At 61.4% G+C, this 18,125-nt stretch carries 15 protein-coding genes; 11 read left to right on the top strand and 4 right to left on the bottom strand.

Annotated elements, in window-relative coordinates:
* Positions 1 to 27: 27 nt before the first annotated feature.
* Together lgt and AC5SEM_RS24315 are read left to right on the top strand one after the other, a co-directional pair.
* Positions 28 to 843 carry a prolipoprotein diacylglyceryl transferase gene (gene lgt, locus AC5SEM_RS24320; RefSeq protein WP_007913003.1) on the top strand — a complete coding sequence of 272 codons (816 nt, stop codon included), beginning with the start codon at positions 28 to 30 and terminating at the stop codon, positions 841 to 843.
* A gap of 50 nt (positions 844 to 893) precedes the next feature.
* Positions 894 to 1,865, top strand: a complete 972-nt coding sequence (locus AC5SEM_RS24315; RefSeq protein ID WP_064116306.1) for a thymidylate synthase — start codon at positions 894 to 896, stop codon at positions 1,863 to 1,865.
* Positions 1,866 to 1,990: 125 nt separating this feature from the next.
* On the opposite strand, the gene cadR is transcribed toward AC5SEM_RS24315, so the two are convergent.
* Entirely contained in the window at positions 1,991 to 2,440 is a 450-nt protein-coding gene (gene cadR, locus AC5SEM_RS24310; RefSeq protein ID WP_016983204.1) for a Cd(II)/Pb(II)-responsive transcriptional regulator, read from the bottom strand.
* A gap of 84 nt (positions 2,441 to 2,524) precedes the next feature.
* Between cadR and AC5SEM_RS24305 the strand changes: the two genes are divergently transcribed.
* The 7 genes from AC5SEM_RS24305 (at position 2,525) to AC5SEM_RS24275 (ending at position 11,679) form a co-directional block, all read left to right on the top strand.
* Positions 2,525 to 4,834, top strand: coding sequence for a heavy metal translocating P-type ATPase (locus tag AC5SEM_RS24305; RefSeq protein ID WP_495471447.1), 2,310 nt, complete (start codon positions 2,525 to 2,527; stop codon positions 4,832 to 4,834).
* 13 nt (positions 4,835 to 4,847) lie between these two features.
* Positions 4,848 to 5,711, top strand: coding sequence for a LysR family transcriptional regulator (locus tag AC5SEM_RS24300; RefSeq protein WP_495471446.1), 864 nt, complete (start codon positions 4,848 to 4,850; stop codon positions 5,709 to 5,711).
* Between the two features lie 221 nt (positions 5,712 to 5,932).
* Complete coding sequence (locus AC5SEM_RS24295; protein ID WP_495471445.1) at positions 5,933 to 7,009, top strand: putative 2-aminoethylphosphonate ABC transporter ATP-binding protein; 1,077 nt, start codon at positions 5,933 to 5,935, stop codon at positions 7,007 to 7,009.
* Positions 7,009 to 8,733, top strand: a complete 1,725-nt coding sequence (locus AC5SEM_RS24290; protein ID WP_077574933.1) for a putative 2-aminoethylphosphonate ABC transporter permease subunit — start codon at positions 7,009 to 7,011, stop codon at positions 8,731 to 8,733. The genes AC5SEM_RS24295 and AC5SEM_RS24290 overlap by 1 nt, the downstream gene beginning before the upstream one ends.
* A 36-nt stretch (positions 8,734 to 8,769) precedes the next feature.
* Positions 8,770 to 9,795, top strand: a complete 1,026-nt coding sequence (locus AC5SEM_RS24285; protein WP_034153698.1) for a putative 2-aminoethylphosphonate ABC transporter substrate-binding protein — start codon at positions 8,770 to 8,772, stop codon at positions 9,793 to 9,795.
* A gap of 190 nt (positions 9,796 to 9,985) precedes the next feature.
* The gene (locus tag AC5SEM_RS24280; protein WP_495471444.1) at positions 9,986 to 11,119 is read left to right on the top strand and encodes a TIGR03364 family FAD-dependent oxidoreductase; all 1,134 of its coding nucleotides are present in this window, start codon (positions 9,986 to 9,988) and stop codon (positions 11,117 to 11,119) included.
* Positions 11,119 to 11,679 carry a phosphonate degradation HD-domain oxygenase gene (locus tag AC5SEM_RS24275; protein ID WP_495471443.1) on the top strand — a complete coding sequence of 187 codons (561 nt, stop codon included), beginning with the start codon at positions 11,119 to 11,121 and terminating at the stop codon, positions 11,677 to 11,679. The genes AC5SEM_RS24280 and AC5SEM_RS24275 overlap by 1 nt, the downstream gene beginning before the upstream one ends.
* A 202-nt stretch (positions 11,680 to 11,881) precedes the next feature.
* Here the strand turns inward: AC5SEM_RS24275 and AC5SEM_RS24270 are convergent, their stop codons facing one another.
* Positions 11,882 to 13,267, bottom strand: a complete 1,386-nt coding sequence (locus AC5SEM_RS24270; RefSeq protein ID WP_495471442.1) for a GTPase/DUF3482 domain-containing protein — start codon at positions 13,265 to 13,267, stop codon at positions 11,882 to 11,884.
* Positions 13,260 to 14,639, bottom strand: a complete 1,380-nt coding sequence (locus tag AC5SEM_RS24265; protein WP_077574929.1) for a DUF2868 domain-containing protein — start codon at positions 14,637 to 14,639, stop codon at positions 13,260 to 13,262. Before AC5SEM_RS24265 ends, AC5SEM_RS24270 begins: the two co-directional genes overlap by 8 nt.
* A gap of 85 nt (positions 14,640 to 14,724) precedes the next feature.
* Here AC5SEM_RS24265 and AC5SEM_RS24260 point away from each other — a divergent pair, with 85 nt between their 5' ends.
* Positions 14,725 to 15,237: a dihydrofolate reductase gene (locus AC5SEM_RS24260; RefSeq protein ID WP_495471441.1), complete on the top strand. Its 513-nt coding sequence runs from the start codon at positions 14,725 to 14,727 to the stop codon at positions 15,235 to 15,237.
* Between the two features lie 90 nt (positions 15,238 to 15,327).
* Here the strand turns inward: AC5SEM_RS24260 and AC5SEM_RS24255 are convergent, their stop codons facing one another.
* Positions 15,328 to 16,719: an L-cystine transporter gene (locus AC5SEM_RS24255; protein ID WP_038358898.1), complete on the bottom strand. Its 1,392-nt coding sequence runs from the start codon at positions 16,717 to 16,719 to the stop codon at positions 15,328 to 15,330.
* A gap of 241 nt (positions 16,720 to 16,960) precedes the next feature.
* On the opposite strand from AC5SEM_RS24255, the gene AC5SEM_RS24250 reads away from it, so the two are divergent.
* Entirely contained in the window at positions 16,961 to 18,022 is a 1,062-nt protein-coding gene (locus tag AC5SEM_RS24250) for an HAD family hydrolase (protein ID WP_099757434.1), read from the top strand.
* Positions 18,023 to 18,125: the final 103 nt, after the last annotated feature.

The raw sequence follows: 18,125 nt of genomic DNA, 5'->3' as shown, positions 1-18,125 counted from the left end.
TGGTTTCAACTCTAACGAGGAGTCGCAATGCTGCCTTACCCGCAGATCGACCCGGTGGCCCTGGCCATCGGTCCGCTGAAAATCCACTGGTACGGTCTGATGTACCTGATCGGCATCGGCGGTGCGTGGCTGCTGGCGTCGCGCCGGCTCAACCGTTTCGACCCGACTTGGACCAAGGAGAAACTCTCCGACATGGTCTTCTGGATGTCGATGGGCGTGATCGTCGGCGGGCGCCTGGGCTATGTGCTGTTCTACGATCTGAGCGCCTATCTGGCCAACCCGACGCTGATTTTCGAAGTGTGGAAGGGCGGCATGTCGTTCCACGGCGGCTTTATCGGGGTGATGTTGGCCGCGTTGTGGTTCGGCAAGCGCAACGGCAAGTCGTTTTTCCAGCTGATGGACTTCGTCGCGCCAATGGTGCCGATCGGTCTGGGCGCCGGGCGTATCGGTAACTTCATCAACGCCGAGTTGTGGGGCAAAGCCACTGACGTGCCGTGGGCCATGGTCTTCCCGCCATTCAGCGATCCGGCGCAACTGCCGCGTCACCCGTCGCAGCTGTATCAGTTCGCGCTCGAAGGCGTGGCGCTGTTCCTGATCCTGTGGATTTTCTCGCGCAAGCCGCGTCCGACCATGGCCGTCTCGGGCATGTTCGCGCTGTTCTACGGCATCTTCCGTTTCATCGTCGAATTCGTCCGCGTGCCGGATGCACAATTGGGCTATCTGGCCTGGAACTGGCTGACCATGGGCCAGGTACTCTGCGTGCCGATGATCGTCGGCGGGCTGTTCCTGATCTGGCTGGCCTATCGTCGCGCGCCGGCAGCACCGCTCGCACCGACGGCTTAAACTACGAACCCCGGCGCGCGACGCCGGGGCTCAAAGGACACAGGTAACTCATGAAGCAATATCTCGAACTGGTCTCGCACGTCATTCAGAACGGCACCAAGCAAGCCAACCGCACCGGCATCAATACCATCAGCTTCCCGGGTGCGATGCTGCGTTTCGATCTGCAGGAAGGTTTTCCGGCGATCACCACGCGCAAAATGGCCTTCAAATCGGCCATCGGCGAGATGTGCGGATTTCTCCGTGGCGTCAACAACGCCGCTGAATTCCGTGCGCTGGGCTGCAAGGTCTGGGACCAGAACGCCAACGAAAACGCGCAGTGGCTGGCCAACCCGTTCCGTCAGGGCGACGACGACCTCGGCGAAATCTACGGCGTGCAATGGCGCAAATGGCCGGCGTACAAGCAGATCCCGCTGAGCAACAGCGCCGCCATCGAACAAACCTTGAGCAACGGCTACAAGCAAATTGCCCAGGGCGAAGAAGACGGCCAGGCCTACGTGGTGCTGTACAAAGCCATCGACCAGGTGCGCCAGTGCGTCGACACGATCATCAACGATCCGGGCAGCCGCCGCATTCTGTTCCACGGCTGGAACGTTGCTCAGCTCGATGAAATGGCCCTGCCGCCGTGCCATCTGCTGTACCAGTTCCACCCGAATGTCGAGACCAAAGAGATTTCTCTGACCCTCTACATCCGCTCCAACGATCTGGGTCTGGGTACACCGTTCAACCTCACCGAAGGCGCCGCGCTGCTGAGCCTGATCGGTCGTCTGACCGGCTACACGCCACGCTGGTTCACCTATTTCATCGGTGATGCGCACGTCTATGAGAACCACCTGGACATGCTCAACGAACAGCTCAAACGCGAGCCGTTCGCCATGCCGAAACTGAAAATCTCCGACCGCGTGCCGGAGTTTGCCAAGACGGGTGTGTATCAGCCGGAATGGCTGGAGCTGGTCGAACCGAGCGATTTCTCGCTGGAAGGTTATGAGCACCACGCGCCAATGACCGCGCCGATGGCGGTTTAAGCCGTTGCATAAAACCCCTGTGGGAGCGAGCCTGCTCGCGAAGAGGGCGTGTCAGTCATAGAGATGTCGACTGATACACCGCTTTCGCGAGCAGGCTCGCTCCCACATTTGGTTTTGTGTAGGGCTCAATGGCCGTGGCTGCGGCCTACATGGGAGTGCTCCACTTCCGTCGCGACAACCCCGCCACTCACTTCCAGCCTCTGCAAAATCCCGCATTGATCGGCCATCGGCCCTTCGCCACAACGTTGGCGCAGGTCGAGCAGTTGTGTCTGCAACGCCAGCAACCCATCAATCCGCGCCTTCACATGCTGGATATGCTCGTCGATCAGCGTATTGACGCTTTCGCACTGATCCTGCGGGCTGTCACGCATGGCCAGCAGACTGCGGATTTCTTCGAGGGTCATGTCGAGGGTGCGGCAGTTGCGGATGAAGGTCAGGCGTTCGGCGTGCGCCTGGGTGTAGACGCGGTAGTTGCCGTCACTGCGGGCCGGTTCCGGCAGGAGGTTTTCGCGCTCGTAGTAGCGGATGGTTTCCACGGCGCAGTCGGTGAGTTTGGCCAGTTCTCCGATCTTCATGACGACAATCTCCAAAAGGGTGCTTGACCCTATAGTGGCTACAGGGTCTTTACTTGGCAACAGGCACCTTCATGGACGCGACCAATGAGCGATTCCCAGCACACCCACAAGCCCGGCGACGGCCACGATCACAGTCATAAATTGCAGCCTGTGCATAAGCATTCACAGGGCGGCGATTCTTGCTGCGGGTCGAAAGTTGCAGCGCCGGCACCGGTTCACGCGCACGAAGACTCCTGCTGCTCGTCGACAGCCGCCGCGCCTGCGTTGGTGCAACTGAGCGAAAAGACTTCCGCCGATGCGCGGCTGAGCAGTTTCCGCATCGAGGCGATGGATTGCCCGACCGAGCAGACGCTGATCCAGAACAAGCTCGGCAAACTCGCCGGCGTGCAGCAGCTGGAATTCAACCTGATCAATCGCGTACTCGGCGTGACCCACAATCTGCCGGGTACCGAGCCGATCACCGAAGCGATCAAATCCCTCGGCATGCACGCCGAGCCACTGGAGGCGGGCGTCGACTCGCCGGCCCCGGCGCCGGTGAAAAAACACTGGTGGCCGTTGGCGCTGTCCGGTGTCGGCGCTCTCGCTGCCGAAGTCATCCACTTCACCAACGCTGCACCCACCTGGGTGGTGGCGATCATCGCGCTGATCTCGATCCTCAGCGGTGGTCTCACCACTTACAAAAAGGGCTGGATCGCCCTGAAGAACCGCAACCTCAACATCAACGCGCTGATGAGCATCGCCGTCACCGGCGCCATCCTCATCGGCCAGTGGCCGGAAGCAGCGATGGTGATGTTCCTGTTCACCGTCGCCGAGCTGATCGAAGCGCGCTCGCTGGACCGTGCGCGTAATGCGATCAGCGGCCTGATGCAAATGACACCGGAGCAAGCCACGGTGTTGCAGGCTGACGGCAGCTGGATTGAGCAGGACGTGAAAAGCGTCGAACTCGGCGCCCGCGTGCGAGTGAAGCCCGGCGAGCGCATTGCGCTGGACGGTGAGGTGGTCAGCGGCAGTTCGACCATCGATCAGGCGCCGATCACCGGGGAAAGCCTGCCGGTGGAAAAAACCGTCGGTGACAAAGTCTTCGCCGGCACCATCAACCAGGCCGGTTCGCTGGAGTACGCGGTCACCGCCGCAGCGAACAACTCGACTCTGGCGCGGATCATCCACGCCGTCGAACAGGCTCAAGGCGCGCGTGCGCCGACCCAGCGCTTCGTCGATCAGTTCTCGAAAATCTACACGCCCGTAGTGTTCGTGTTTGCCTTGGCCGTGGCGATCATTCCGCCGCTGTTCATGGGCGCCGTGTGGTTCGACTGGATCTACCGCGCGCTGGTGCTGTTGGTGGTCGCGTGCCCGTGTGCACTGGTGATTTCGACGCCGGTGACCATCGTCAGCGGCCTCGCCGCCGCGGCGCGCAAAGGCATTCTGGTCAAGGGCGGCGTGTACCTGGAGGGCGGTTTCAAACTGGATTATCTGGCACTGGATAAAACCGGCACGATCACCCATGGCAAACCGGTGCAGACCGATTACCTGTCCCTCGACCCAACCGCCGATGCCACGGCCCCGGCAATCGCCGCTGCGTTGGCCGGCCGTTCCGATCATCCGGTGTCTCTGGCCATCGCCAAGGCTGCTGTGGATAAAAACTTCCAAGCGCTGATTGTGGATAACTTCGAAGCGTTGGGCGGGCGTGGCGTCAAAGGCGACATCAACGGCCAGACCTATCACTTGGGTAACCATCGTCTGGTCGAAGAACTCGGCCTGTGCTCGCCGGCACTGGAAGAAAAACTCTTCGCGCTGGAGAAACAGGGCAAATCCGTGGTGCTGCTGCTCGACAGCTCCGGCCCACTGGCGCTGTTTGCCGTGGCCGACACCGTCAAGGAAACCAGCCGCGAAGCGATCCGCCAATTGCATGAGCTCGGGGTGAAAACCCTGATGCTCACCGGCGACAACGTCCACACCGCCCAGGCGATTGCCGCGCAGGTTGGCATCGACGAGGCCCGTGGTGACTTGCTGCCGACCGACAAACTGCAAGCCATCGAAGACCTGTACAAGCAGGGCCGGCGAGTTGGCATGGTCGGCGACGGCATCAACGATGCCCCGGCACTGGCCCGCGCCGAGATCGGTTTCGCCATGGCCGCTGCCGGCACCGATACGGCGATTGAAACCGCCGATGTCGCCCTGATGGACGACGATCTGCGCAAGATCCCGGCGTTCATCAGCCTGTCGCGCAACACCGCCAGCATCCTGAAACAGAACATCGCGCTGGCCCTGGTGATCAAGGCTATCTTTCTTGCGGTAACCTTCGCCGGGCTCGCCACCATGTGGATGGCGGTGTTCGCCGACATGGGCGTGAGCCTGTTGGTGGTGTTCAACGGTTTGCGCCTGCTGCGCAAATAAATGAGGAAAGGTTGTGCTGAGTGCCGAGCTGAAAGCGTTTTACATGGTCGCCCGCCTGGGTAGCATCACGCTGGCGGCGAAAAAACTCGGCCTCAGCCAACCGACCGTGACCACGCAGATCCGCAATCTGGAAAGTCAGTATTCGGTGGAGCTGTTTTATCGCGGCGGTCGACGCCTGAGTGTCAGCGACGAAGGTGCGCGGCTGCTGCCGATGGTCAAGACCCTGTTGCAACAGGAAGCCGATATCGAGTTCTTCCTGCGCAACAGCGGTCAGGTGCAGGGCACATTGCGCATCGCAGCGACCGCGCCGTATTACATCCTCGATCTGGTGAAAACCTTTCGCGAGCGTCTGCCGCAAGTGGAAGTGTCGGTGGAAATCGGCAACTCGCAGCAGGTGCTCGAAGCGCTGGAGGATTATCGCGTGGACATCGCCGCGTCGTCGCAATTGCTCGATGACGCGCGGTTGATTCGCCGGGTGCTCGGCACTGATCCGCTGGTGCTGGCGGTGCATCGCAATCATCCGTTGGCGGGGCAGGAGCATGTGGCGTTGAGTGCGTTGGCCGGGCATACCTTGTTGATGCGCGAGTCGGGTTCCACCACGCGGCGGCTGACTGAAGAGTTGCTGGCCAGCGCCGGGGTCAGTTTCGGTCCGTTGCTGGAGATTGGCAGTCGTGAGTCGATTCGTGAGGCGGTGTTGCGCAATATTGGCATCAGCATCATTGCCCGGCAGGAAGTGCCGCATGATCCGCAGTTGCGCGTGCTGACGATCGAGAATGCGCCGCAGATTCCGGAGTATCTGTATTGCCTGAAAGAGCGCAAAGGCGCGCGGTTGCCGGCGGCGTTCCTCGGGTTGGCGCAGGAAATGTCCCCCGCGTAATGATCGTTCCCACGCTCCGCGTGGGAATGCAGCCCGGGACGCTCTGCGTCCCAACAGCCGAACGCGGAGCGTCCGATGAGGCATTCCCACGCAGAGCGTGGGAACGATCTCTGGTGAACCAAAATCCCTGAATACCACTATCGGCCGTTTTTGCCTCGTTGCCACATGACGGACGCATTACAACTCTAGGATTGGCCCCATCTGCTTGATGAGGTCTGTCCATGAATCCTGCCATCGCAACTGCCCTGACCAATCCCGGTGCGCCGATGAAAGTGCGCGGCGTGCATAAACGCTTCGGCGCGTTCACCGCACTGGATAACGTCTCCCTCGACGTCGCCGCCGGTGAACTGGTGTGCCTGCTCGGCCCGTCGGGCTGCGGCAAGACCACGTTGCTGCGTTGCATCGCCGGTCTGGAAAAACAGGACAGCGGCGAGCTGTACCTCGGCGAGCGCGACGTCTCGCACCTCGCCCCGCAAGCCCGCGACTACGGGATTCTGTTCCAGTCCTACGCGCTGTTCCCCAATCTGACGGTCGAAGCGAACATTGCCTACGGCCTCGCCGGCAGCGGTCGTGATGAAGTGCGCCGTCGCGTCGGCCAGATGCTGGAATTGGTCGGCCTCACCGGCAGCGAGAAAAAGTACCCCGGCCAATTGTCCGGCGGCCAGCAACAGCGTGTCGCGCTGGCCCGTGCTTTGGCGCCGGCACCATCGCTGTTGTTGCTCGACGAACCGATGTCGGCCCTCGACGCCCGGGTCCGCGAGCATCTGTGCACCGAGTTGCGCCAGCTGCAACGTAACCTCGGCATCACCACGCTGATGGTCACGCACAATCAGGACGAAGCCATGCTGATGGCCGACCGCATCGCGGTGATGAACAACGGCCGCGTCGAGCAGTACGCCACACCGCAGGAAATCTACAACCGCCCGGCCACGCCGTTCGTGGCCGAGTTTGTCGGTCAGGGCAACTGGCTGCCGTTCCAACGCAGCAGCGAGACTCACGCGCAGGTCGGCGGGATGAACCTGCGCCTCAGCGACGGCAGCGTTCAGCGCGCCTCCGGCCGTTTGTTCTGCCGTCCGGAGGCGATCAACGTCAATCCGCTGGTACACGAAGAAAACCTGTTCCCGGCCAAAGTCCGCGAGATCACCTTCCTCGGCAACCGCTGCCGCATGAGTTTCGAACTCGATCAACTGCCGGGCCACGCACTGCTCGCCGAACTCGCCCCGGAAGCCATGCCGCGCCTCGGCGCCCAGCAGATCATGGTCGCCTTGCCGCCGCGCAGCCTGCAGGTGTTTGCCTGATGAACAGCAATCTCGCGCTGCCGCTACCGCACAAGCAGGTGCGACAGTCTTCGAAAGCCGAGATCGGCGACCGCATTTTTGTCGTCGGCGGCAAAGTCCTTTTGCTGCTGTTGCTCGGCGTCGCGGTGTTGCTGCCGCTGCTGGCGATTTTCTGGCGCGGCTTCAGCAGTGAAGCCGGGCAGGGCGGTGGCTGGGTCGCGGCGAAGGAACTGGTGACCAGCGAGAATTTCCACTGGCTGCTCGGCAACAGCCTGAAAGTTTCCCTCAGCGTCGCGGCCATCGTCGTACCGCTGGCCTACCTGTTTGCCTACGCGCTGCAACGCACGCTGATTCCGGCGAAAGGCATCTGGCGCGGAATTTCTCTGTTGCCGCTGATGGCGCCGTCGATGCTGCCGGGGATTGCGTTGGTCTATCTGTTCGGCAATCAGGGCATGTTGCGCGGGCTGCTCTCGGACAACATCTACGGGTTCTGGGGAATTGTGCTGGGCGAGGTGATCTACACCTTTCCCCATGCGCTGATGATTTTGCTCTCGGCGTTGTCGCTGGCTGATGCGCGATTGTTCGACGCTGCGTCGAGCATGGGCGCCAGTCCGGCCAAGGCGTTTCGCAGCATCACCTGGCCGGCGACGCGGCAGGCCGTGTTCGCCGCGTTCTGTCTGGTGTTCACCCTGACCATCACCGATTTCGGGGTGCCGGTGGTGGTCGGTGGCGACTATCAAGTGCTGGCGCTGGAAGCCTACAAAGCCGTGGTCGGCCAGCAACAATTCGGTCGCGGCGCTTTGATCGGCATGGTGCTGTTGCTGCCGGCACTGTTCAGCTTCGGCGTTGATGCCTGGCTGCGCCGTCGTCATGGTGATTCCATGAGCGGTCGCGCTCAGGTGTTCAAACCGGCGCCGTCGAAGTTGCGTGATGGCTGCTATCTGGCGATTGTTTTGTTGATCTCCGCGGCGTTGATTTTGGTGTTCGGCATGGCGGTGTTCTCCTCGCTGGTGAAGTTCTGGCCGTACAACCTGTCGCTGTCGCTCAATCACTATCAGTTCAACGAAACCGCTGGCGGTGGCTGGCTGGCCTACAGCAACAGTTTGAAGATGGCCTTGGGCACGGCGCTGATCGGCAGCGTGCTGATCTTCACTGGCGCCTACCTGATGGAGAAGACCCGCAGCCAGCCCGGGCTCAATCTGACCTTGCGCATGCTCAGTTTCGTGCCGATGGCGGTGCCGGGGCTGGTGCTTGGTCTCGGTTACGTCTTCTTCTTCAACCTCACGGGCAACCCGCTGCATGTGCTCTACGGGACGATGACGCTGTTGATCGTCTGCACCATTGCGCACTACCTGACCACCGCACAAATGACCGCGACCACCGCGTTGCGCCAGCTCGACGCCGAGTTCGAAGCCGCCGCGCTGTCGCTCAAAGCGCCGCTGTACCGCCACTACCTGCGCGTCACCGTGCCGATCTGTTTGCCGGCGCTGCTCGACATCGTGCGCTACCTGTTCGTCTCGGCGATGACCACGGTGTCGGCGGCGATTTTCCTCTACAGCCCCGACACCATCCTTGCGGCGGTCGCGGTGTTGAACATGGATGACGCCGGCAACGTCGGCGGCGCGGCGGCGATGTCGACCCTGATTCTGTTCACCTCGGCGGGCGTGTCCCTGCTGCTGGCGTGGGCTTCGCGCGGCTTGCTGCGCCGTTCTCAAGCCTGGCGGCAAACCGCGCCCGGTCACTGATTCCAACCCCGTTCAACTCATTACAGGAAAACGATCATGTTCAAGCCTATGGCCCTGGCCGCTGCTGTGCTCGCTACTTTCAGCCTGAATGCCTTTGCGGCAAAAACCGAGTTGACGGTGTACACCGCCCTCGAAGCCGAGCAACTGAAGTCCTACAAAGAAGCCTTCGAAAAGGCCAACCCGGACGTCGAGATCAAATGGGTACGTGATTCCACCGGGATCATCACCGCCAAACTGCTCGCCGAAAAGGCCCGCCCACAAGCTGACGCGGTATGGGGGCTGGCGGCTTCGAGTCTGGCGATCCTCGATCAGCAAGGCATGCTGCAAAGCTACGCGCCGAAGGACCTCGGCAAGATTGGCGCGAACTACCGCGACGCCGCCAACCCGCCAGCCTGGGTCGGCATGGATGTGTGGGCCGCGACGATTTGCTTCAACACCGTCGAAGCCGAGAAGCAGGGTTTGAGCAAACCGGTGAGCTGGCAGGATCTGACCAAGCCTGAGTACAAGGGCAAGATCGTCATGCCGAATCCGGCGTCGTCCGGCACCGGTTTCCTCGACGTCAGCGCCTGGCTGCAAACCTTTGGCGAGAAGCAGGGCTGGGCCTACATGGACGGTCTGCACCAGAACATCGGCCAGTACGTTCACTCCGGTTCCAAGCCTTGCAAGTTAGCAGCGGCGGGCGAGTTCCCGATCGGTATTTCCTTTGAATACCCAGCGGTACAGCTGAAGCGTCAGGGCGCGCCGCTGGACATCATCTTGCCGAAGGAAGGCCTGGGCTGGGAGATCGAAGCGACTGCCGTGATCAAAGGCACGCCGCATGAAGAGGCGGCGAAGAAACTGGCTGACTTCTCTGCCAGCGCTGAGGCGATGGATTTGTACAAGGAGAACTTCGCTGTTCTTGCGCAGCCGGGGATCGCCAAGCCGCAGACCGAATTGCCGGCGGATTACGAGCAGCGTCTGATCAAGAACGACTTTGCCTGGGCCTCGAAGAATCGTGACGAGATCCTGACCGAGTGGCGCAAGCGTTATGACGGCAAGTCCGAGAAAGTGGCTGCCAAGTAAGATCTTTATCGACTGAAAGGGCCCCTTCGCGAGCAGGCTCGCTCCCACATTGGACCGTGTTCACAACACAATTCTCTGAGGGGGCTGACACATTGGATCTCCAGTGAACGCAAATTCTGTGGGCACTAAAAATCCCCTGTGGGAGCGAGCCTGCTCGCGATAGCGGTCTTTCATTCAGGAAATCATCCAGATGACACAACACCAAGACCTGCTCATCGTCGGCGCCGGCATCCTCGGCCTGTCCCACGCCTACGCCGCCGCCAAACGCGGCCTCAAGGTCGCCGTTTTCGAACGCACCGCCACGCCGCTGGGCGCCTCGGTGCGCAACTTCGGTCAGGCCTTGGTCACCGGCCAACCGCCGGGCCCAATGCTCGAACTGGCCAAGGCCAGCCGCGAAATATGGGGCGACTGGGCGCAACTCGCCGGGCTGCAAATCAAACGCAACGGCTCCTACTTGTTTGCCCGCACCGAAGCCGAAGAACACCTGCTCGAGACCTTCTGCAACGGTCGCGCCGTGGAACACGGTTACAACATTCAATTGCTGCGCGGCGCCGCCCTGCGCGATCTTTACAACGGCCAGTTCAGCCACCACCGCGCCGCCCTCCACGGCATCGACGATCAACAGCTGTATTCGCGCGAAGCGATCCCGGCGCTGATCGATTACCTGCGCCGCGACCTCGGCGTCGAGTTCCACTTCTCCACACTGGTACGCGACGTCGAGCCGGGGCACCTGCACAGCACCGCCGGCAGCTTTACCGCCAAGCAGATCATCGTCTGCTCCGGCCACGATTATCAGACCTTGCTCGCCGAGCCGATCGCTGCGCTCGACCCGCAAATCTGCCGCCTGCAAATGCTCCGCGCCAAACCTGCGAACGAGCTGAATCTGCAACACGCCTTGCTCACCGGCCTCAGCTGCGTGCACTACGGCGCCTTCGCCGATCTGCCGGAAGCGGCGGCGGTGCGAGCGCAAATCATCCGTGAGCAACCGCACCTGCACGACAACGGCATCCACCTGTTGATCAGCCCGACGCCGTACGGCGAATTGATCATCGGCGACTCGCACCATTACGGCAGCGACCCTTCACCGTTCAACGCTGAGCAAGTGGATAACTGGATGCTCGAACTGGCCGAGCAGACGCTGGGCTGCAAGGTGCAAGTGGTCGAGCGCTGGCAGGGCGTCTATGGTTCCCGGGGGCCGGGGCCATTTTCATTCCTGCGCCCGGCAGCGGGGTTGAGTGTGGCGCTGATGCACACCGGCGTCGGCATGAGCGTCGGCCCGGCCATGGCCGAGCGCAACATTGCGCAGTTGCTGGAGGACATTTGATGACGGGTCACGAGCAAGTCGTCGCACGGGTATTCGGACTGTACGAGCGCTTTGGCACCAGCGATTACATCGGCGAGCCGGTGTCGCAGATCGAGCACATGTCCCAAGCGGCCGAACTGGCGATGGCCGAGGCCTTTGATGATGAAGTGGTGCTGGCGGCGTTCTTTCATGACATCGGCCATTTGTGTGCCGAGGGCGCTGAGAACATGGGCGGCTTTGGCGTGGTCAGTCATGAACGGCTGGGTGCGGACTATTTGCGTGAGGCCGGTTTCAGCGAGCGTATGGCGCGGCTGGTGGAATATCACGTGCAGGCCAAGCGGTATCTGACGTTGCGGGAGCCGGGATATTTTGATCGGCTGAGTGAGGCGAGTCGGCGGACGCTGGAGTATCAGGGCGGGGTGATGACCGAGGCTGAGGCGGATGTGTTTGAGCGGGATCCGTTGTGTGCGGTCAGTTTGCGGATGCGGCAGTGGGATGAGTTGGCCAAGGAGAGGGCGGTGCCGGTGATGGATCTTGGGGTTTTGAAGCGTAAGGCTGCGAGATTGTTGTCTACTGTGTGATTGTCGCCCTCATCGGATCGCCGCCCGCCCAGCCCTCTCCCGGAGGGAGAGGGAGCTGACCGTGTTGTTTTTGGGGCATACATCGACCTGAAATATCCAGCCGAACTCAGGTTTTGAAAAGCCTGGAGATCTGCTCCCTTCCCCCTCTACCCCTTGGGGGCGGTCCGACGTTTCGGGAGGGCTGGGATGAGGGGGTAGCGATCTAAAGCTCAAGCACTCGATCAACCAACGCCTCAATCTGCTCCTGCCTTTCCGCCTGATTCAATTTTGCATGGGGATTCAACGACGACCATTGCGGATGCGCCCGCGCCTTGTTCAGCGCTTCCGGCAACTTGCCCTCACGCCAGGTCTTGTCTTGGGGCGTGGCCACCTGAACCGCATCCATCGCCGCATGCCCGCGCTGATCCAGCGCCAACACCAACTGCCGCTGACGCAACGCCAACAGCCGCAGCACTCCGTCATCCACCGTCAGCTCACGCTGCCCTTTGATCTTGCCCAGCAAGCGACTGCCATAACTGCGCGCCGTTTGCAGTGCACCGCCAGCAATCGCACCCGCCAATGCCGCCGCGCCGAGGGTAATCCCGCCAACCAGCAAATCCACACCAGCCCCCGCCGCCGCACCCGCAGCAATCCCGCCACCCACGCGCACACCGAGTTGCTTGAGGGTTTCCGGGTTGAACAGGTCATCGCCCCAACGCCCATCGAGCAACGGCAAATCACTCGCCGCCGCATCCTGCGGACGAAACGCATACAGCTTGAGCAACGCCTCAACACACTTCTGCTCGCGCTGGCGCACAGCCTTGCGCAGTTCGCTGATGGCCTGCTGTTCCTGCTCCGCTTCGCTAACCACACTGCGTCGGCACGCGGCGCAGTCGATCAACAATTCAGCAATCAAGCGCGCCGCACTTTGCTGGCGCGCGAGGCGCTGGGCCTGTTGATCAGCAATCAATCGTTCCAATTGCGGACGAGCATTTTCCAGCAGCAGCGCAAGGCTTTCGTATAACCGGCGCTCGCCATCCTCGGGCGGCGCGACGCTGTCGAACCGCACCAGCGCATGCAGCCCGAGCCGTGCCAGTGCCTCGCGCCAATCCGGCTCACGATGATTGGCACTGCTGACGAAATTCAGCACCGGCAGCAGCGGTTTGCCACAACTGGCGAGCACTTCCAGTTCGTCGCGGTACTTTGCCAGCACCGGCTCGCGCGCATCGATCACATACAATCCGGCGTCGGAGGCGAGCAATTGCCGCAGCACTTTGGCTTCCTGCTCAAAGCGCTGGCGCGCCTCGCTGCCGTCGAGAAACCGCGCCAGTCGCGCCGGGCCGTCGAGGCGTTCACCGGGGCGCTCCAGGCGTTCGAGAAAATCCAGCAGGGCGATGGCGTCTTCCAGGCCGGGCGTGTCGTAGAGGTCGAGCAACGGTTCGCCGTCCACCGACAACCGCGCGCCCTCGATATGCCGGGTAGTGCTCGGACGATGGGAGACTTCGCCGAAGCCGACATCGCGGGTCAGCGTGCGCAGTAGCGAGGTTTTGCCGACGTTGGTGTGGCCGACCACCGCGAGTTTCAGCGGCGCTTTCCTGGCATCAGTCATGACCCGTCTCCAACCAGTTCAACGGCGCGCAATCGGCGAACTTCAGGTCAAGCTGTTGCAGGGCGACATGCCAGTCGCCGAGGCGTTCGGCATCCAGTGCTTCGCCGGGCGGCGCTTGCAGCAGCCAGACGCGCGTCTCCCCGGCACTGCGCGCCAGTTCAGCGATCAAGGCGAGGCTGCCGCGATCCGGCGAACGCCGTGGGTCGCAGGCAATCGCCAGACGCGCCGGCGGAAAGCGGCTGAGTTGTTCGAGGAGTTTGTGCCGCGATTCGCGGCTGTCGAGGATGCCGGCGTTGCTGACGTTTTTCGGCAGCGCGGGCGGCCATGGGCGCTGCTCATCGAGTTCAATCGCGACCAACAACGCGCCTTCGCTAACCAGTTCGCCAACGCCGCTTTCGACACGGTGCAGTTGCGCAGGCTCAGGATCGTTGACGCCAAGGCGTTCGCTGGTCGGCATCAAGCGTTCGCGCAGTTGCGCGTAGCCGGGCAGGTTCAGCTCCAGACGCAAGCGATCACGTCCACGTTTCCAGCGCCAACGGCAGAACAGCATCAACAGCAGACGGGGTAGCACGCCGTAGATCAGCACCGCGCCGACCAGCCATATCGCCCACATCTGGCGAACCAGAACGCGGTTGTAATCGGTATCCAGTGTCACGCGGATCATGTCCACGCTCGGCGCACTCCAGCCCAGCGCATGGGGAACGACCGTCAACGCATCAGTCAGTGCCGCGAAGAAGTCAGCGCCCAGCAGCGTGCTTTCCCAGATGAAGTCATATTGCCGAGTGGCCATCATCAATATCAGCATGCTCAGCGCGCTGAACATGATCAGCAGCCACAGGCCATTGACCAGTGAGCCAATCGCCCAGCGATTGAGTTTGTGGCGTTGCAGCAGGACCAGTAATGCGGGGGGTAATTGCGCGGCTTTGGCGTCCCGGGCAAATTTCTCGCTGAGCCACAGCCACAACCTGCCAAGCGCTGCCGCGTGTTCGCCAGCGAATAGCAGGCCGAATGCCCAGCTCAGCAACAGGATCAGATTGACCCCGAGCAACGTGCCCAGCGCCCAGAAAATGTTCACCGCTCGCGTACCGTCGCCCAGCGCAGAAAATGCCATGCCTGCGCCAGTGACGCAGGCCAGCACCACCATCAATAGCAGTGCCAGACGCGCGCCTTGCAGCCAGTGTTTGAGGGCAGCCGTCAGTCCGTCACGTTCGGCCAGCCATAACGCCCGGCGCTGAATGCGGCTCGGCAGATCGCCGCCGGCCGTGCGCGCCAGTCGGTTGGCTTCCAGATCTTCCAGGGGGCCTGCGTGTTCTTCGCGCAGGCGCACGGTCTCGGTCAGCCAGAGGTTTTGCAGTGGAGTCAGTTCAGTCACGCGGCGTCCCGTCGCTTAAATGAGCGCTGAGCATAACCGCTGTGGCGCTTATCGGGGTAAGCGCGGCTCTGGTATCCTCGCCGGCATGACTAAATCACTCCCCCTCAGCCTGATCGCAGCCCTCGGTGAAAACCGCGTGATCGGCGTCGACAACAGCATGCCCTGGCACCTGCCGGGGGACTTCAAATACTTCAAGGCCACGACCTTGGGCAAGCCTATCATCATGGGTCGCAAAACCTGGGATTCGCTCGGTCGGCCATTGCCGGGGCGCTTGAACATTGTGGTCAGCCGTCAGGCCGGTCTGATGCTTGAAGGTGCCGAGGTGTATCCGTCGCTGGAAGCTGCCGTGGTTCGCGCCGAAGAGTGGGCGAAAGCCCAAGGCGTCGATGAGCTGATGCTGATTGGCGGCGCGCAGTTGTACGCGCAAGGGCTGGCGCAGGCGGATCGTCTGTATCTGACGCGCGTGGCGTTGAGCCCGGAGGGGGATGCGTGGTTTCCGGAGTTTGATTTGGAGCAGTGGAAGCTGGTGTCGAATGTGCCGAATCCGGCTGAGGGCGACAAACCCGCGTACAACTTTGAGATTTGGGAAAAAGCCTAAAAGCATCGCGAGCAGGCTCACTCCTACAGGGGGAACGCATTCCAATTGTAGGAGTGAGCCTGCTCGCGATAGCGGTCTGTCAGGCGCTACTTAAGCCTGAGCCAACTCCGCATGCTCATCGGCATCCAGCAACGCTTTATCCGTCTGCTGCATTACCTGACTGGTAATCGCGCCAGCTGTGATCGAACCACTCACGTTCAGCGCCGTGCGACCCATATCGATCAGCGGCTCAACCGAAATCAGCAACGCCACCAGTGACACCGGCAAACCCATCGCCGGCAGCACGATCAGTGCTGCGAACGTCGCGCCGCCACCGACACCGGCCACGCCCGCCGAACTCAACGTCACAATCGCCACCAGCGTCGCGATCCACAGCGGATCCAGCGGGTTGATGCCCACGGTCGGCGCAACCATCACCGCCAACATCGCCGGGTACAGACCGGCGCAACCGTTCTGGCCGATGGTCGCACCGAACGACGCGGCAAAACTCGCCACCGACTGCGGAATGCCCAGACGACGGGTCTGCGCTTCAATGCTCAGCGGAATGCTCGCGGCACTGGAACGGCTGGTGAACGCGAACGTCAGCACCGGCCAGATCTTGCGGAAGAAACGCAGCGGGTTGATCCCGGCCGCCGACACCAACAAGCCGTGCACGACAAACATCAGGCCCAGACCGAGGTACGACACGACGACAAAACTGCCGAGCTTGATGATGTCCTGCAGGTTGGAACCGGCGACCACTTTGGTCATCAGCGCCAGCACGCCGTAAGGGGTCAGCTTCATCACCAGACGCACCAGACGCATCACCCAGGCTTGCAGGGTGTCGATGGCGTTGATCACTTTCTGACCTTTCTCGACGTCATCCTTGAGCAGTTGCAGCGCAGCAACCCCGAGGAATGCGGCGAAAATCACCACGCTGATGATCGAGGTCGGCTTGGCCCGTGCCAGATCGGCAAACGGGTTTTGCGGGATGAACGACAGCAGCAGTTGCGGCACATTCAGGTCGGCAACCTTGCCGGCGTAGTCAGTCTGAATGGTTTGCAGACGGGCCATTTCCTGGGTACCGGCGACCAGACCTTCAGCGGTGAGGCCGAACAGGTTGGTCAGGCCGATGCCGATCAGCGCCGCAATCGCGGTGGTGAACAGCAGGGTGCCAATGGTCAGGAAGCTGATCTTGCCCAGCGACGAAGCGTTGTGCAGACGCGCCACGGCGCTGAGGATCGAGGCGAACACCAGCGGGATAACGATCATTTGCAGCAACTGCACGTAGCCGTTGCCGACCAGATCGAACCAGCCGATCGAGGCTTTCAGCACCGGGTTGCCGGCACCGTAAACGGTGTGCAGGGCCACGCCGAACGCGACGCCCATCGCCAGCGCGAGCAGGACTTTTTTCGCCAGGCTCCACGTGGTGTGGCGGGTTTGTGCCAGACCGAAGAGCAGGGCGAGGAACACCAGCAGATTGAGGATCAGCGGCAGATTCATGAAAACTCCGATAAGACTTGTGCCAGTCGCATTCTTGGGCAACTGCGAACCGGCAAGCCTAACAGTTTGATTTGCAATGATTTAATACCGAAATGACAGGTTGTCCGTCGTTTTTGGAATAAGCCTGTGTCGCTCTCGGCAATGCATCTGGCGCAATAGGGACGTAGGCGGTCGCTGACAGACGAGGACTGTCACACTTATTTGTTAGCGTCGATCTCTTTGAATCAGGGAGAAGAGGCTTATGAAGTTCGCACCGAAATTTCTGGCTGTCGCACTGGCTGTGGGCATGGGTCTGGCCACTCAGGCTTTCGCCACCGACCTGAAACACTGGCCGGCCGATCAGGCCAAAGCGCTGGACGCGATGATCGCGGCCAACGCCAACAAGGGTAACTACGCGGTGTTCGACATGGACAACACCAGTTACCGCTACGACCTCGAAGAGTCGTTGTTACCGTTCATGGAAAACAAGGGCCTGATCACCCGCGACAAACTCGACCCTTCCCTGAAACTGATGCCGTTCAAGGACACCGCCGACCACAAGGAAAGCCTGTTCAGTTACTACTATCGCCTCTGCGAAGTCGACGACATGGTTTGCTACCCGTGGGTGGCGCAGGTGTTTTCCGGTTTCACCCTCAAGGAACTCAAAGGCTACGTCGACGAGCTGATGGCTTCGGGCAAACCGGTGCCGGCGACCTATTACGAAGGCGATGTGGTGAAGAAACTCGACGTCAACCCGCCGAAGATCTTCACCGGCCAGCAAGAGCTCTACAACAAGCTGATGGAGAACGGCATCGAGGTCTACGTGATGACCGCCGCCTCGGAAGAGCTGGTGCGCATGGTCGCGGCGGATCCGAAGTATGGCTACAACGTCAAACCGCAGAACGTCATTGGCGTGACCACGCTGCTGAAGAACCGCGAAACCAACGAACTGACCACTGCACGTAAGCAGATCACTGCTGGGAAGTATGACGAGAAGGCCAACCTCGGTCTGGAGCTGACGCCGTACCTGTGGACACCGGCCACCTGGATGGCCGGCAAGCACGCGGCGATTCTCACCTACATCGACGAATGGAAAAAACCGGTACTGGTGGGTGGTGATACGCCGACCAGTGACGGTTACATGCTGTTCCACGATGTTGACGTGGCCAAGGGCGGCATTCACTTGTGGGTCAACCGCAAGGACAAGTACATGACGCAGTTGAACGGCATGATGGCCAAGCATGCGGCGGCGCAGGCCAAGGAAGGTTTGCCGGTGACGGCGGACAAGAACTGGGTGATCGTCAAGCCTGAAGAGATTCAGTAAGCAACACCGATCCATGTGGGAGCGAGCCTGCTCGCGAAAGCGTCGTGTCAGTCACCCTCTTCGTTTCTGATATACCGCATTCGCGAGCAGGCTCGCTCCCACA

This window comes from Pseudomonas sp. CH61, assembly GCF_059429415.1.
The sequence above is the reverse complement of the archived record's forward strand: the minus strand, read 5'-3'. Positions and strand labels throughout refer to the sequence as shown.

Bases quoted from the DNA above. Each gene is read 5' to 3' on its own strand.
- lgt (WP_007913003.1), top strand. From the start codon at position 28: ATGCTGCCTTACCCGCAGATCGACCCGGTGGCCCTGGCCATCGGTCCG.
- AC5SEM_RS24315 (WP_064116306.1), top strand. From the start codon at position 894: ATGAAGCAATATCTCGAACTGGTCTCGCACGTCATTCAGAACGGCACC.
- cadR (WP_016983204.1), bottom strand. From the start codon at position 2,440: ATGAAGATCGGAGAACTGGCCAAACTCACCGACTGCGCCGTGGAAACC.
- AC5SEM_RS24305 (WP_495471447.1), top strand. From the start codon at position 2,525: ATGAGCGATTCCCAGCACACCCACAAGCCCGGCGACGGCCACGATCAC.
- AC5SEM_RS24295 (WP_495471445.1), top strand. From the start codon at position 5,933: ATGAATCCTGCCATCGCAACTGCCCTGACCAATCCCGGTGCGCCGATG.
- AC5SEM_RS24290 (WP_077574933.1), top strand. From the start codon at position 7,009: ATGAACAGCAATCTCGCGCTGCCGCTACCGCACAAGCAGGTGCGACAG.
- AC5SEM_RS24285 (WP_034153698.1), top strand. From the start codon at position 8,770: ATGTTCAAGCCTATGGCCCTGGCCGCTGCTGTGCTCGCTACTTTCAGC.
- AC5SEM_RS24280 (WP_495471444.1), top strand. From the start codon at position 9,986: ATGACACAACACCAAGACCTGCTCATCGTCGGCGCCGGCATCCTCGGC.
- AC5SEM_RS24275 (WP_495471443.1), top strand. From the start codon at position 11,119: ATGACGGGTCACGAGCAAGTCGTCGCACGGGTATTCGGACTGTACGAG.
- AC5SEM_RS24270 (WP_495471442.1), bottom strand. From the start codon at position 13,267: ATGACTGATGCCAGGAAAGCGCCGCTGAAACTCGCGGTGGTCGGCCAC.
- AC5SEM_RS24260 (WP_495471441.1), top strand. From the start codon at position 14,725: ATGACTAAATCACTCCCCCTCAGCCTGATCGCAGCCCTCGGTGAAAAC.
- AC5SEM_RS24255 (WP_038358898.1), bottom strand. From the start codon at position 16,719: ATGAATCTGCCGCTGATCCTCAATCTGCTGGTGTTCCTCGCCCTGCTC.
- AC5SEM_RS24250 (WP_099757434.1), top strand. From the start codon at position 16,961: ATGAAGTTCGCACCGAAATTTCTGGCTGTCGCACTGGCTGTGGGCATG.